The organism is Priestia sp. YIM B13551 (assembly GCF_042787905.1).
GTDB lineage: Bacteria > Bacillota > Bacilli > Bacillales > Bacillaceae_H > Priestia.
The window spans coordinates 1,591,140-1,603,953 of the sequence record NZ_JBHZOX010000001.1; the positions used below are offsets into that span (position 1 = coordinate 1,591,140).

General features: G+C 38.4%; 16 protein-coding genes. 4 read left to right on the forward strand and 12 right to left on the reverse strand.

Annotated features, from left to right (window positions below):
• Positions 1–107: 107 nt before the first annotated feature.
• From gnd to ACFX4N_RS08095, 3 genes are all read right to left on the reverse strand, one after another.
• Positions 108–1,004, reverse strand: coding sequence for a phosphogluconate dehydrogenase (NAD(+)-dependent, decarboxylating) (gene gnd / locus ACFX4N_RS08085; protein ID WP_013056044.1), 897 nt, complete (start codon positions 1,002–1,004; stop codon positions 108–110).
• A gap of 187 nt (positions 1,005–1,191) precedes the next feature.
• Positions 1,192–1,638, reverse strand: coding sequence for a redoxin domain-containing protein (locus ACFX4N_RS08090; RefSeq protein WP_013056043.1), 447 nt, complete (start codon positions 1,636–1,638; stop codon positions 1,192–1,194).
• Positions 1,639–1,740: 102 nt separating this feature from the next.
• Complete coding sequence (locus ACFX4N_RS08095) at positions 1,741–2,289, reverse strand: peroxiredoxin (RefSeq protein ID WP_014461006.1); 549 nt, start codon at positions 2,287–2,289, stop codon at positions 1,741–1,743.
• A 356-nt stretch (positions 2,290–2,645) separates the two neighbouring features.
• Between ACFX4N_RS08095 and ACFX4N_RS08100 the strand changes: the two genes are divergently transcribed.
• On the forward strand, positions 2,646–3,509 hold the full coding sequence (locus ACFX4N_RS08100) for a mechanosensitive ion channel family protein (RefSeq protein WP_013056041.1): 864 nt from the start codon (positions 2,646–2,648) through the stop codon (positions 3,507–3,509).
• 35 nt (positions 3,510–3,544) lie between these two features.
• On the opposite strand, the gene ACFX4N_RS08105 is transcribed toward ACFX4N_RS08100, so the two are convergent.
• The 6 genes from ACFX4N_RS08105 to ACFX4N_RS08130 form a co-directional block, all read right to left on the reverse strand.
• Complete coding sequence (locus ACFX4N_RS08105; protein ID WP_013056040.1) at positions 3,545–3,790, reverse strand: YkuS family protein; 246 nt, start codon at positions 3,788–3,790, stop codon at positions 3,545–3,547.
• 56 nt (positions 3,791–3,846) lie between these two features.
• Positions 3,847–4,974 carry an N-acetyldiaminopimelate deacetylase gene (locus ACFX4N_RS08110; protein WP_013056039.1) on the reverse strand — a complete coding sequence of 376 codons (1,128 nt, stop codon included), beginning with the start codon at positions 4,972–4,974 and terminating at the stop codon, positions 3,847–3,849.
• Between the two features lie 144 nt (positions 4,975–5,118).
• Positions 5,119–5,838 carry a 2,3,4,5-tetrahydropyridine-2,6-dicarboxylate N-acetyltransferase gene (gene dapD / locus ACFX4N_RS08115; RefSeq protein WP_013082280.1) on the reverse strand — a complete coding sequence of 240 codons (720 nt, stop codon included), beginning with the start codon at positions 5,836–5,838 and terminating at the stop codon, positions 5,119–5,121.
• Positions 5,839–5,967: 129 nt separating this feature from the next.
• Positions 5,968–6,846 carry a transcriptional regulator CcpC gene (locus ACFX4N_RS08120; RefSeq protein WP_013056037.1) on the reverse strand — a complete coding sequence of 293 codons (879 nt, stop codon included), beginning with the start codon at positions 6,844–6,846 and terminating at the stop codon, positions 5,968–5,970.
• A gap of 99 nt (positions 6,847–6,945) precedes the next feature.
• Positions 6,946–7,401, reverse strand: a complete 456-nt coding sequence (cbpB, locus tag ACFX4N_RS08125) for a cyclic-di-AMP-binding protein CbpB (protein WP_013056036.1) — start codon at positions 7,399–7,401, stop codon at positions 6,946–6,948.
• A 382-nt stretch (positions 7,402–7,783) separates the two neighbouring features.
• Positions 7,784–8,020: a YkuJ family protein gene (locus ACFX4N_RS08130; RefSeq protein WP_013056035.1), complete on the reverse strand. Its 237-nt coding sequence runs from the start codon at positions 8,018–8,020 to the stop codon at positions 7,784–7,786.
• A gap of 280 nt (positions 8,021–8,300) precedes the next feature.
• On the opposite strand from ACFX4N_RS08130, the gene ACFX4N_RS08135 reads away from it, so the two are divergent.
• On the forward strand, positions 8,301–8,537 hold the full coding sequence (locus ACFX4N_RS08135; RefSeq protein ID WP_013056034.1) for a glutaredoxin domain-containing protein: 237 nt from the start codon (positions 8,301–8,303) through the stop codon (positions 8,535–8,537).
• 41 nt (positions 8,538–8,578) lie between these two features.
• Here the strand turns inward: ACFX4N_RS08135 and ACFX4N_RS08140 are convergent, their stop codons facing one another.
• From ACFX4N_RS08140 to fadH, 3 genes are all read right to left on the reverse strand, one after another.
• Positions 8,579–9,052: a DUF3993 domain-containing protein gene (locus ACFX4N_RS08140; protein WP_057274565.1), complete on the reverse strand. Its 474-nt coding sequence runs from the start codon at positions 9,050–9,052 to the stop codon at positions 8,579–8,581.
• 156 nt (positions 9,053–9,208) lie between these two features.
• The gene (locus tag ACFX4N_RS08145) at positions 9,209–10,420 is read right to left on the reverse strand and encodes an EAL domain-containing protein (RefSeq protein WP_013056032.1); all 1,212 of its coding nucleotides are present in this window, start codon (positions 10,418–10,420) and stop codon (positions 9,209–9,211) included.
• Between the two features lie 105 nt (positions 10,421–10,525).
• Positions 10,526–11,290, reverse strand: coding sequence for a 2,4-dienoyl-CoA reductase (gene fadH, locus ACFX4N_RS08150; protein ID WP_013056031.1), 765 nt, complete (start codon positions 11,288–11,290; stop codon positions 10,526–10,528).
• A 171-nt stretch (positions 11,291–11,461) separates the two neighbouring features.
• On the opposite strand from fadH, the gene ACFX4N_RS08155 reads away from it, so the two are divergent.
• Both ACFX4N_RS08155 and ACFX4N_RS08160 read left to right on the forward strand, forming a co-directional pair.
• The gene (locus ACFX4N_RS08155) at positions 11,462–12,328 is read left to right on the forward strand and encodes a metallophosphoesterase (protein WP_013056030.1); all 867 of its coding nucleotides are present in this window, start codon (positions 11,462–11,464) and stop codon (positions 12,326–12,328) included.
• Between the two features lie 145 nt (positions 12,329–12,473).
• A complete protein-coding gene (locus ACFX4N_RS08160) occupies positions 12,474–12,812 on the forward strand; it encodes a hypothetical protein (RefSeq protein WP_029325109.1) in 339 nt (112 codons plus the stop codon).
• Positions 12,813–12,814: the final 2 nt, after the last annotated feature.

The following is a 12,814-nucleotide window of genomic DNA, read 5'->3' on the forward strand; positions in this document are numbered from 1 at the left end:
CAGACGAAACTATTCACCATAACAAAAAAACGAACCACTAATCAAACATGTTGATCCATGGTTCGTTTTTCAATTCGTCTAAAATACGTTTGTCCCAGCCTCTTTTTTTATTGTTTTTCTACTGCATGTCCGCCGAACTCATTGCGAAGAGCGGCAACTACTTTACCTGTAAACGTATCGTCTTCAAGTGAGCGATAGCGCATCATTAACGATAGAGCAATAACTGGCGTTGGCACTTGTAAATCTAAAGCTGATTCAACCGTCCATTTTCCTTCACCGGAAGAATGCATAACTCCTTTAATACTGTCAAGTTTTGCATCTTTTGAAAATGCACGTTCCATTAATTCGATTAACCATGAGCGAATAACAGAGCCATTATTCCATACGCGGGCTACAGCTTCATAGTCATAGTCAAATTCACTTTTCTCTAACACATCAAAACCTTCAGCAATTGCTTGCATCATACCGTACTCAATTCCGTTATGAACCATTTTCAAGAAGTGGCCGCTTCCTGCTGCACCTGAATAGAGATAGCCGTTTTCTACGTTGATGTCGCGGAAAATAGGTTCGATTGTAGCAAATGCTTCTTTATCTCCCCCAATCATCATACAAGCGCCGTTTCGGGCACCTTCCATTCCGCCGCTTGTTCCAACATCAAAGTAGTGAATTCCTTTTTCAGCAGAAGCTGCAGCACGTCGTACAGAATCTTTATACTTGGAATTACCGCCTTCAATAATCATATCTCCTTCTTCAAGTAGTTCTTGGAGCTCAGAAATTACTTTTTCTGTGAGCTCCCCAGCCGGAACCATTACCCAAGCAATGCGTGGTTTTTCTAATTTGCTCACTAATTCTTTAATGGAAGAAGCGCCTTCTGCTCCCTTTTCTGCTACTTTCTGTACGGCTTCGTTGTTCACATCGAATGCTACCACAGAATGGTTATGATCTAGTAAATTCAATACTAAGTTTGCTCCCATTTTCCCTAAGCCAATCATACCTAATTTCATATGTAAATTACCTCCAATAGTAAGTTTCGTATCATGTTGTTAGTGTTAGTATGGTGTAAACTCACAAGAAAAAATCCACATTTTTATATTTCCTTTATCAGTTACTTCCTACACACAAAAAAGAAAAACATTCGATGCAAGTTCTACTAAGCATCGAATGCTTTTCACCTGTTACAACTGCCTGTATTTATTCGTTCTCGCCTAATACACGATTCACGCGCTTTTCAAGCATTTTCATACCGCTCCCACCAGCTTGGAAGTGGCGTAGCTGACCTGTTTTGTCAAATACATAATATGCCGGTACATATTGATTTTCAAATGCATCCGTTAATTTATGCTCACTGTCTACAAAAATTGGCTGCGTAATATCATGTTCTGCTGCGACTTCTTTAATTTTTGATAAGTCTAAATCATCTTCAGAGCGCGGCATATGAACTGCTACTACGTTTAATTGATCTTTGTATTGGTCGCGAAATTCATTTACTTGAGGCATTGCTTCTTTACATAAATGACAGCTTACTGACCAAAAATGAATAAGCGTTGGCTTTTCGCCGATTAGCTGCTCTTTTGTAACCTCTCCGTTTAACCATTCTGTAGCGCCCGTTAACTCAGGCATTGGCTGACGTAATTTCATGAATAAAAGCCTCCCTTATTTTCACTATTATTGACTATATGTTCTTTATTATCCGATGAAAAAAAGGCCTAACGTGGACGTTAGACCTTTTAAACGTTGTGCTTACGCGTTTAAAGTAGCTTGACCTGGTTTCCAGTTAGCTGGGCAAAGTCCGCCAGTTTGTAACGCTTGAAGAACACGTAAAGTTTCATCAACGTCACGGCCAATATTGTTGTGGTTTACAACTGAATATTGTAATTCGCCTTCTGGGCTGATGATGAATAAACCGCGAAGTGCTACACCTTCTTCTTCAATTAAAACGCCGTACTCACGAGAAACAACGTGATTTGTATCAGCTGCTAATGGATATTTAAGATCACCTAAACCATTATCTTTACGATCAGTGTTGATCCAAGCTAAGTGTGTATGGATTGTGTCTGTAGAAACACCGATTACTTCTGCGTCAAGATCTTCAAACTCATCATAACGGTCAGAAAGTGCAGTGATTTCTGTTGGACATACAAATGTAAAGTCCATTGGATAGAAGAATAATACTGTCCATTTGTCATTTTTAATATTTTCTTCTAAGCTAACTTTACCGAATTCTTTGTTTGATAATACAGCTTCCATTTCAAAGCGTGGAGCTTGTTTACCTACCATACGTTCTGGCATACATGATCCCTCCAAATAATTATTAAATGAGAAAATGTATAAAACATTCTCACTTATGTACTGTTATAACGGTTTTCATTATAATGGATATTGTTTTTTTAGTCAATATTAATTAAGAATGAATTTAAACAACATCTTATAATGGTGACATAGTTGTTATGCCCGCCTTTAGGGCAAATTAAACCCTGATTCCAGCAAAAAAATGCTATAAAAGGGTTGCATTTATTTACCTTCTCAGTTTAGCATGTCTAATATCGGGAATAAACAAATGTGCTCATACTCTTACAAAATCTTTTCCACAGAATAAATTCCCACTTATTAATATTGAAACAGAACATAGGAAGGATGAACAACTAATGTTTAAGATGCAAGACATCAACTGGGAACAGCTTCTTACCAATGCTGGAGTTATTGTGTTAAAACTCATTGCCATTACCATTGTATTTTTACTTGTACGAGCAATTGGTAAAAAAGTTATTGAACGTTCCTTTGAAAAAATGAGTGAGCGCGAAAATGCTACGCGCGGACGTATGCTCACACTCAAAAGTTTAACCGTTAATGTGTTTTCATATGTACTTATTTTTATTTTTGTCGTTATGCTGCTTGAAGCAGTAAATATCCATGCCACGGCTCTATTAGCTGGTGCCGGAGTTGTGGGTCTAGCAATCGGGTTCGGTGCTCAAGGACTGGTTAGCGACGTTGTAACAGGTTTCTTTTTACTTCTTGAAAAACAGCTTGATGTTGACGACTATGTAACAACCGGAAGTTTTTCAGGAATTGTCGAATCAGTAGGTCTTCGTACTACTCAAATTCGCGGGTTTGATGGAACTCTGCACTATGTGCCTAACCGTGAAATTACAAGCTTAAGCAATCATTCCCGAGGCAATATGCGCGCGTTAATTGATATTGGCATTTCGTATGATGATGATATTGACAAAGCTATTTCCGTACTAGAAAAAGTATGCGAGCGCGTTGCTGCAACAAATGAAAATATTGTAGAAGGACCAAACGTGATAGGAGTTCAAGGTCTAGGCGCATCGGACGTTGTGCTTCGTGTAGTTGGCAAAGCTAAAAACGGTGAACAGTGGGGGATTGAACGTCAGCTTCGCAAAGAATTTAAAGAAGCGTTTGACGCAAACGGTATTGATATTCCGTTCCCTCATCAAGTAAATATTGATAAAAAGCAGCCTGAAGATGTCAAGCAGCCTCAGCATGCATAAAAAATAGCCGAAGGATTTATTCCTTCGGCTTTCTTTTATCCTTGTACCTTGTTGCCTACTTGCTGACAAATTTCTTCTGCCGTTAATCCGCTAGCTGTAATAACTGAGCCTTGCGTTACTGCATCAGAAATCCCCATTACGTTTGAATCCTGTCCTGTTACAACACAGCAATCGCACCCTTGTGCATCACTTTCGTTGCGTAATTGTACCACTTCATGTCCGAGCTGCTGAAGTGCAGCCTGTACATCTGTTAAACCGTATTCTACACCAATTCGTGCCATCGTTGCCCACCTCCTCATGGTATTAATTTAGCCATAAGGAAAAATGATTATACGATTTATTGATTGCCTTTATGTTCAAAATATTTTGTAATAAGTGAAATCGCAATATCTATTGCGCCTTCATGAGGCTGCAGCTTTGCATGATGAAGCCCATATTCAGACTGAACGCCAAGCCAAAACATAAATCCAGGAATATCTTTTAGCATATAGCCAAAATCTTCTCCTGTCATTGCTTCTTTGCACTCAATGACATCCACGTCCGTTTGCTCTTTGGCAAATTCCATGAACTCTCGCGTGACTTCATGGTGATTATATACTTGATGATACATACAACCATAATCAATGGCTGTTTCACACTGGTACCCTACTTCTACTCCTTTAACAATCGCTTCAATTCGTTCTTTAACACGCGTCATTGATTCAGGAGATAGCGTGCGAATGGTTCCTTCTATGCGAGCTCGCTCCGCAATAATATTTTGAACCGTCCCGCCTTGAATTTTTCCTACTGTAATTACAGCGCTGTCTAGCGGATCAACGTTGCGAGCAACAATAGTTTGAAGCTGTGAAACGAGCTGGCATGCCGCAACTACCATATCATTTGTTGTATGTGGATAAGCAGCATGGCCGCCTTTTCCTTTTAAATCAATAAATAGCTCAGACGTGTTAGCAAATAGTAACCCTTCCTTCAGCGCAATCGACCCAACCGGATATTCAGGCGCTACGTGAAGGGCGAAGATGAAATCTGGAAGCCATTCTTTCATGATGTCGCTTTGGAGCATTGGCTGTGCTCCTCCTGGACCTTCTTCTGCAGGTTGAAAGATAAACAGTACATTATCTTTGATTTCATGCTGAGCAAAGTAAGTCAATACGCCTAACCCAATGGCCATATGCATATCATGTCCGCAGGCATGCATGAGTCCTTCATGCTGTGATTGAAAAGAATAATTCGTTTCTTCCGTGATAGGAAGACCGTCAATATCTGCTCGGTAGCCTATTGTTTTAGTTGGATTTGTACCATGTACTTTAACAAAGAGTCCTGTTTTCCACGTCTTTACTTCTAAGCGCTCTTGCGGAAGAGTGTTAATATAATCAAGCAAAAAACGCTGTGTTTTCACCTCTTGAAACCCTAATTCAGGAATTTTATGTAGCTCTCTTCTTATTTTCACAAATTCATTTTCAGCCATGTGTATGTCCTCCTCACGAAATAAAGAAGAAAGCGTGGTTGCCCACGCTTCCAACTTGTCCATATGATACGTTCAAGGATTCAGTATCCCAATCGCTAAAACCTATTAATTCAGCAAAGAAAAAGCGCAAACTGATCGTTTTTCTTATTCTTCGTTTAATTGACGCAATTCTTGCTTGATTTCTGTTTTAGACTTTGTTTTTTCGTCAATTTCTTTAATAACGCGAGCCGGCGTACCTGCTACTACTGTGTAAGGAGCTACATCTTCTACCACAATTGCACCTGCAGCAACTACGGCACCTTTACCTACTGTTACACCTTCAAGAACAACAGCATTAGCACCGATTACTACATCATCTTCTACTACAACTGGTTTTGCAGAAGGTGGCTCAATAACACCAGCTAATACAGAACCTGCGCCGATGTGACAGTTTTTACCTACTGTCGCACGACCACCAAGTACTACGTTCATGTCGATCATTGTTCCTTCACCGATCACAGAGCCGATGTTAATAGATGCACCCATCATAATAACAGCGTTGTCGCCGATTTCAACTTGATCGCGAATAATAGCGCCTGGCTCAATACGAGCTTTAATTCCTTTCATATCTAATAAAGGAATCGCAGAGTTGCGACGATCGTTTTCAATTACGTAGTCTTCAATTTTTCCTTCGTTTGCTTCAATAGCAGCTTTGATTTCTTTCCATTCACCAAATACTACACCTGTGTTGCCCGTTACGAATGTTTTAGAAGATGAACCAAAGTCAATTCCTTCTACTTCACCTTTTACGTAAACTTTTACCGGTGTTGATTTTGTGCTGTTTTGAATAAATGAGATAATCTCATTAGCATCCATCATTTTCATTATGTATTCCTCCTAAGTAAGCAATGTCTCATTTAATGTAACAAAATGCTTTCACAATGACAAGCATCATTATCGTTTTAATAAAAAGATAACGATTGCAAATAAAAAAAGCGAGCATCTAGGCTCGCTTTAGACCGTTTCTCTTACATATTCACGTACAATATCAACAAATGCTCGAACTTGCTTCAGTTTAAACGCTGATTCATATCCAACTAAAGAAGTGTCTCGAGTAATTGGCTCTCCATTTGCTTTCAGAAGCGGCGTCCGGTGAATATGGCTTCCAGCTTCTTTAATAGCAATCGATGGTAAAATAGCGAAGCCAAGACCATTTAAAGCCATTTGCTTACACGTCTCAATCTGATCCACTACAATCGTACGCTTCGGTGTAGTATGAAACTCTCGATGCCACCATTCTAAAATTTCTTGATAATACGTTGAGTCACTTTTAAATTGAATAAATGGTCGATGAGTATTTACTACTTCCGCTGCCCTTTCAATTTCTGAATCAACTAGGTAAAGAGGATCTGTAAACAAATGTTCTTTGACACCTTTCCAATCCGGATTTCCGCGTATGATTCCAATATGTACCTCATCTTCGTACAGATAGCGAAGCATTTCACTGCTCCAGCCGGTTACAAGAGAGATTTTAGCATGTGGGTAACGATCCATATAGCGTTTTAAAACCGCCGGCAGCCAGTGCTGTCCAATAATCGAAGCCACCGCTAATTTGAGTGTACCATATACTTCATTATCTAAATGATGCAGGTCCTCACGAACCCGATCTTCTTTTTCTACCACTTCTTTTGCAAATTGAACAATCTTTTCTCCAGCAGGCGTTAATGACAGTCCTTTTTGCGAACGAATGAAGATTTGTGTATCCCATGCTTTTTCAATGGTTTGCAGCCTCTGTGATAAAGCTGGTTGCGATACAAATAATCTCTCTGCAGCTTTTCTCATATTTAATTCTTGAGCTAATACAACGAGCATTCGACATTCTATTAATTGCATTCAGTTATTCCTTTCAAGCCTCTTTTTACTTTCATTTTACCTTTATCATATAAGAAAAAAACGGAGAAAGATAGGCTGAAACACGATTTCTTAAAAAAATTATTGAAATGACTCTTTCGGGAGAATGATGGACTGCCTTCTTAATGACTTTAACAAATTTCTTCGTGTTAAAATCCCTTCAAAAATGCCATCTTCATTCTCTACGCACAAAAAAGGATGGTTAATCATGGCATTTATGACTTTTAATACGGATTTTTTCATGGAGACACGAGGAACATTTTGATTCATAACTTCTTCTACTTTCATGGTTTCTAATCGCTCAAATTCAATGCGCTTTAATCCTAAAATCGAATCTAAAATAAGCGTCATGCTCACGAACCCCTGCAGCTGAAACCTTGGATTTAATACGGGAATGGACGTATAGCCAGTCTTTGTTAACACAAGCAAAGCATGTTCTAAATTATTTCCCACTTGAACATGAGCAACTTTATCAGAAGTGACAAGCAAATCTCGAAGTTCAATTTGATTTAACTGATTGTGATCAATATCAATCATTTATACATTCTCCTTCCATTTCTCATAACTTCCACGTGTGTAAAGAGAAAAAGAACAAGCTACAAAATGAAAATAGCTTGCTTACGTAAATGCGAACCTTTAAGAGGGAATAGAAGTAGACACACTCGATGTTCTCCCTTATATGTTAAGTCTAGATTTTTTTAAAACAAGTGTCAACGAAAGTTCATAATTATCTGAATTTTTTATTTTGATTTTTTTACAGCATTCGACCCGTTCCTTCCATTTATCAGAAAATCCGCTATGACTTTGTCGATATTTCTCGGGAAAATAGGGCAGAAGCCACCGCAAAAACTCCATACGCAGTAACAAAAAAATGCCGCAAAGTATAAAATCCTTTGCGGCATTCGTTTTGCTTTATCCCTTAATGAATAAGTTCAAAAATTTCAATTGCAATCATATCAACGTTATCAAATTGATAAACGGCTGGCTTTTCACCATCTTGATATACTTCAAGTTCGTATGTTTCAGTTTTTGCATGATATTTCACGCTGCAAATTCTTTTTCCCTCTACTTCGAAGAAGCGTTGTGGCGCTTCACTTCCACTTGCTTGCTCACGGAGATTCACAAGACGAGTTAAAATACCTTGTAATTGTGACATATAATCTCTCCTTTCACCTATTACATCATTACGCATTCGACTTTTCTACAATATCAATTCAAATAAATACTTTATCTAAACTAATACTTAAAAGACACCATTTCACTATATGCCACATACTAAAAAAACACAAGTACTTTACGTGATTTTTCATAAGAAAATGCCTTATTATAGCGATATATGTCGTTTTTTATTATAATAACATAGCGATATACTATGTATCATACAAAACTTCATTCTACTTTAACACCATTCATTTTAATATAGGGAGGTGCTTTCATTGAGATCTATAGAGTTGTACACACAACCAGCTTGCCCACCTTGCGAAATTGTTAAACAGTTTTTACAGCATCATCACGTTTCCTATAAAGAATTTGACGTATCTAAAGATGCTTCTGCTCGAAAACGAATGACTACTGAGTTAGAGTCTTATTCCACTCCGACCATTCGTGTTGATCAGGAAATTATCAGAGGATTTGACCTTCAAGCGCTTGAGAAGCTTCTTAACATCGGGTAACAGAAACACTCAAAATAAGCTTTCCTCGGCTATTTTGAGTGTTACTTACTATATATAAACTTTTGCACTTTCCATTTCCCCTGTTTTTTTACTAACGTGATCATTTCGTAATGATCTTGGTATTTTACCCGTTCATTATGCACAGCCGGAAAAAATTGATAGACATAAGCTTTGTTTTGGTCGGAATGAAGAGCTACCTTCGTCTGTTCATCAAAAGAAAAGAAAGGGATGTAGTGTGTTAAATATTCAGGTCCCTCTCCAACATACCCTTGAGCTTTTTGTAAGAGAGCCTCATTAAAAAACACAGATGCATACTCATCATCTAAAAACAATTTCAGCTCACGAACAACAGCGTCTTGATTAGTATGGGCAGACGCAGCTCTTAGCTGAGCCTGATAAGCGTCCTGCAAATTTATAAAGATTTCATGCCTAATCTCTCCTGATACTTCTGCATGAACAGATTTTCCTGAGTACAAGACAATCAGCAAAAAGACAAGTAAGCATATTTTCTTCAAATTAAATCAGCTCCTTAACTTCTTTTTTATTAGAATTCCGAAATTTTCTCTGCCTATGCATATCTCTATAACCGACTGTCGTTCTCCTCTAAAAAAACATAAAAAACCGGCAACCACTTTTGCTGGTTGCCGGTTTAACTTCAACTTATTTATTCTCTACAAAACGTCTCTTTCGTATAAAAAAGAATATGAAATATCAAGGAATATATAGTGCATATTATCAATCGGATACGAAAAAGTTCGGATATTCTCACCTGTTTCAATATCATTATACAAATCTGATAATATGCCTTTTTTTTCATAGCTCATTCGAATAATATTCTCAAGAAAATATGGGCGCCAGCTCCAATTTTTCTTTACATATTCAGGTTCAAGAATCCAATCCTCGTTTTTCTTTACATAGTTAGAAGACTTTTGAAATCCATTTTCATCGCAGATGTAAAGGCGAAAACACACGTTGGATAGTTCTTCTGCAATAACAGGCAGCATATCGTCATACGTTTCTAGCTTTCTGCACTTTGTCATTACCTGCTGCATTTTATCTTGAAAGCGTTCTGTCAGCTGGTAAACAGCAAGCAGCTTTTTCTTTTCGTGAGCGATATACATTTCAAAACGTTCCTTTAGTTTATCCTTTAAGATGTTCGGATCGACAAGTTCAGCAGCCGGCTTATGTAAATAATAACCTTGAAAATATCTGCCTCCGTTTCTCCATGCATATTGCAGCTGATAGGAGGCTTCTATATCTTCGTATAGAAGCGTAGCACCCATTTTTCTTGCTAACAGAGATAAAGAATACAATACGTCTTGATACGACTGCGCCATGTCCGTTTGTCTCAGAATATGTAAATCTACTTTTAAGATATCTGGTGAAAGCAACCCAATCCTGTCTAGATTACTACTTTCTTTTCCTATATTATCAATTGCAATCTTAATACCATATGTTTGATAATACTTTAGTAAGTGTTGAAGCGATTCCAAATCTCCACTAAAATTGTGTTCTGTAATTTCGAGAACAATTCGATCAAGCGATAATCCTTTATTTTCGAAAAGTTGCAATAATTCTAGCAAGGATTCTCCATGATCGTTCATTAATAAATTAGGGTTCTGATTAATAAAAATTAAAAATTGTTCTTCCTGGGTCAACATATGCTCGAGCGCTTGTGTTAAAACAGCATAATCAACTTCTATGCGATATTCATCCGGAATCGCATCATCATGAAAGAATGGGCCGAGACTTTCAATTTCCCCTTCATTTTGAAACCTCGCCAACACTTCATAGCCAATTACTCTATGTCCATCTGCACTAAAAATTGCTTGATAATACGGAAGAGTTTTCTCTATGTTTGTTAATACATCTAACGGGTCCACTCAACTCTCCCCTCTCCTTGTTCACTTTACGTTAGTATAATACGAATAGCATAATTTTGCTAGTCCTTCTCGGTTTGCTTTGTACTTTTTAGTGCGTATCCAACCTTAAAAAGGATGCTGATTTAGCCACTGTCCCCCGTCCATTGTGATACATTCCCCATTTATATAAGACGCTTCATCGGAAAATAGGAAACTGGCTAATCCTGCTATTTCCTCAGGAGTTCCAAGGCGTCCTAATGGTACAGAATCTAATGTACGCGCTTTCATTTTTTCTGACTCAAATAATTTATCAGCTCCGCCTGTTCGCTCGATCGGTCCTGGCGCAATCGCATTCACCCGTATACCATATTTCTTCCCCCACTCTACTGCAAGCGTGCGCGTCATGGTTAAAACTCCTGACTTGGCACAAGCTGAATGAATAACGCCTGCTCCTGCGTTCCAGGCGTATGTAGCCACAATGTTTGTAATGACCCCTTTTGTACCTTTATCGATCCAATATTTCCCTACTGCGGAACTGCAATAAAATGTACCATTTAATACGATATTAATTACGCTGTTCCATCCGTTAATGGATAAGTCTTCAGCTGCACATATAAAATTGCCTGCAGCATTATTAACTAAAAAATCAATTTGTCCAAATGCCTTGTCTGTTTCTTGAACCATACGTTCCACATCTTCTGGATTGCGTACATCCATTACCACTGAAAGTACCTGTCCATCAAACGTTTTAATTTCATTTTCTGTCTCTTGTAATCGATCGGCTGATCTACCTGTGATTACCACATGAGCACCTTGTTCTGCAAATCGCTTCGCCATATGTTTTCCCATTCCACTTGAACCGCCAGTAACAATTACGACCTTGTTCTTCAATTTATCTTCCTCCCCAAAACATAAGTGTTTTACAACTATCATTTTACTATTTTTTCTGAATAAAGTGAAACTTTTATCCATTTAACTTAAAAGCAGACTTCTCGTTGTGATGATAAAAAAAACAATGCTATAATGAAAACTTGAAAACTATAAGGAATAGGTTGATTTTGCATGAAAAAGACGTATACAAGACGATCTTTTTTGAAAGGACTAGCGTCTATTTCGTTAGGGTCTTTGCTCACCACGTCTTTTGGGTATACATATGCCAAATATATTGAGCCTAGACGTCTGCAAATTGTTCGTCATACAATTACTTCTAAAAACATTCCGAAAAGCTTTAACGGAATAAAAATTTTACAATTTAGTGATATTCACCTTGGACTCTCTTACGATTTATTACAACTAGAACAGCTTATGGTGACCATAAATAATTTGAAGCCTAATATTATATTATTTACCGGAGATTTAATGGATGTACCTAATGAATACCCGCATCCAGAAAGAATCCCCCCAATTTTACAGAGGCTTCAGGCTCCTCTTGGAAAATACGCAATATATGGAAACCATGATCATGGAGGGTATGGAACAAATATCTACAAACAAGCCATTGAAGACGCAGGATTTAGACTTCTAGTAAATGAAGTTGATACGGTTTCCATGCCTGATAAAAGCTACATTCATATTTGTGGACTCGATGATATTATGCTTGGGAATCCACAATATGAGGGAACGCTAGGGCAATTACAGCCGAATATCTTTTCTATTGCTATGATTCATGAACCTGATGTTGCTGTCAAAGCAGCTCCTTTTCCAGTAGATCTTCAGCTCTCCGGCCATAGTCATGGAGGCCAAATTCAAATTCCTTTTTACGGTCCTTTGATTACACCGCCCTTTGGGACGGTTTACCCTGAAGGAATGTACGAAGTTGGAGATTCTAAAATGAAGCTTTATGTGAACAGAGGCTTAGGAACCACTCGCATTCCTTTTCGTTTTTTAGCTACGCCTGAAATTACGCTTTTCACCTTGCAAAAAACATAAAAACGCCCTTACGGGGCGTTTTTATGTTTTTTGTCTTTTTTTAGCTGATCATGACCGCCTAATTCTAGTCTTAAAGAAATAAACCAGGCTCAAAAGCTTCCGTTCAGCCATACACTACAAAGACAACTGACAAGGAGGTTAAATTATGTACTATCAATATCCCTATACAGGATATCGTAATATTCCAAATGGTGACGAGCGCTTTTTTGGATTTCCTTTTGTTGCTGGCTTAGCTGGTGGGCTGCTTGGAGGACTAGCTGTTGGCGGTTTTGGAGGCAGACCTGGGTGCTGTCCACCACCTTATCCTTATCCAGTTCCGTTTTATGGCGGTGGATTTCCTGGAGGAGGCTACCCTGGTGCCGGCTATGGAGGCGTTGGATTTTCTGGAGGAGGCTACCCTGGTGCCGGTTATGGAGGCGGTGCTCCTGTTTATAACACATACTACGGACCTGGATACGGTCCTGGTGGTCCCATTCCTAGATAATA

Bases quoted from the DNA above. Each gene is read 5' to 3' on its own strand.
- ACFX4N_RS08090 (WP_013056043.1), bottom strand. From the start codon at position 1,638: ATGAAATTACGTCAGCCAATGCCTGAGTTAACGGGCGCTACAGAATGG.
- cbpB (WP_013056036.1), bottom strand. From the start codon at position 7,401: ATGATTGATATTGATCACAATCAGTTAAATCAAATTGAACTTCGAGAT.
- ACFX4N_RS08095 (WP_014461006.1), bottom strand. From the start codon at position 2,289: ATGCCAGAACGTATGGTAGGTAAACAAGCTCCACGCTTTGAAATGGAA.
- dapD (WP_013082280.1), bottom strand. From the start codon at position 5,838: ATGAAAATGATGGATGCTAATGAGATTATCTCATTTATTCAAAACAGC.
- ACFX4N_RS08155 (WP_013056030.1), top strand. From the start codon at position 11,462: ATGAAAAAGACGTATACAAGACGATCTTTTTTGAAAGGACTAGCGTCT.
- gnd (WP_013056044.1), bottom strand. From the start codon at position 1,004: ATGAAATTAGGTATGATTGGCTTAGGGAAAATGGGAGCAAACTTAGTA.
- ACFX4N_RS08160 (WP_029325109.1), top strand. From the start codon at position 12,474: ATGTACTATCAATATCCCTATACAGGATATCGTAATATTCCAAATGGT.
- ACFX4N_RS08130 (WP_013056035.1), bottom strand. From the start codon at position 8,020: ATGTCACAATTACAAGGTATTTTAACTCGTCTTGTGAATCTCCGTGAG.
- ACFX4N_RS08110 (WP_013056039.1), bottom strand. From the start codon at position 4,974: ATGGCTGAAAATGAATTTGTGAAAATAAGAAGAGAGCTACATAAAATT.
- ACFX4N_RS08100 (WP_013056041.1), top strand. From the start codon at position 2,646: ATGTTTAAGATGCAAGACATCAACTGGGAACAGCTTCTTACCAATGCT.
- ACFX4N_RS08120 (WP_013056037.1), bottom strand. From the start codon at position 6,846: ATGCAATTAATAGAATGTCGAATGCTCGTTGTATTAGCTCAAGAATTA.
- ACFX4N_RS08105 (WP_013056040.1), bottom strand. From the start codon at position 3,790: ATGGCACGAATTGGTGTAGAATACGGTTTAACAGATGTACAGGCTGCA.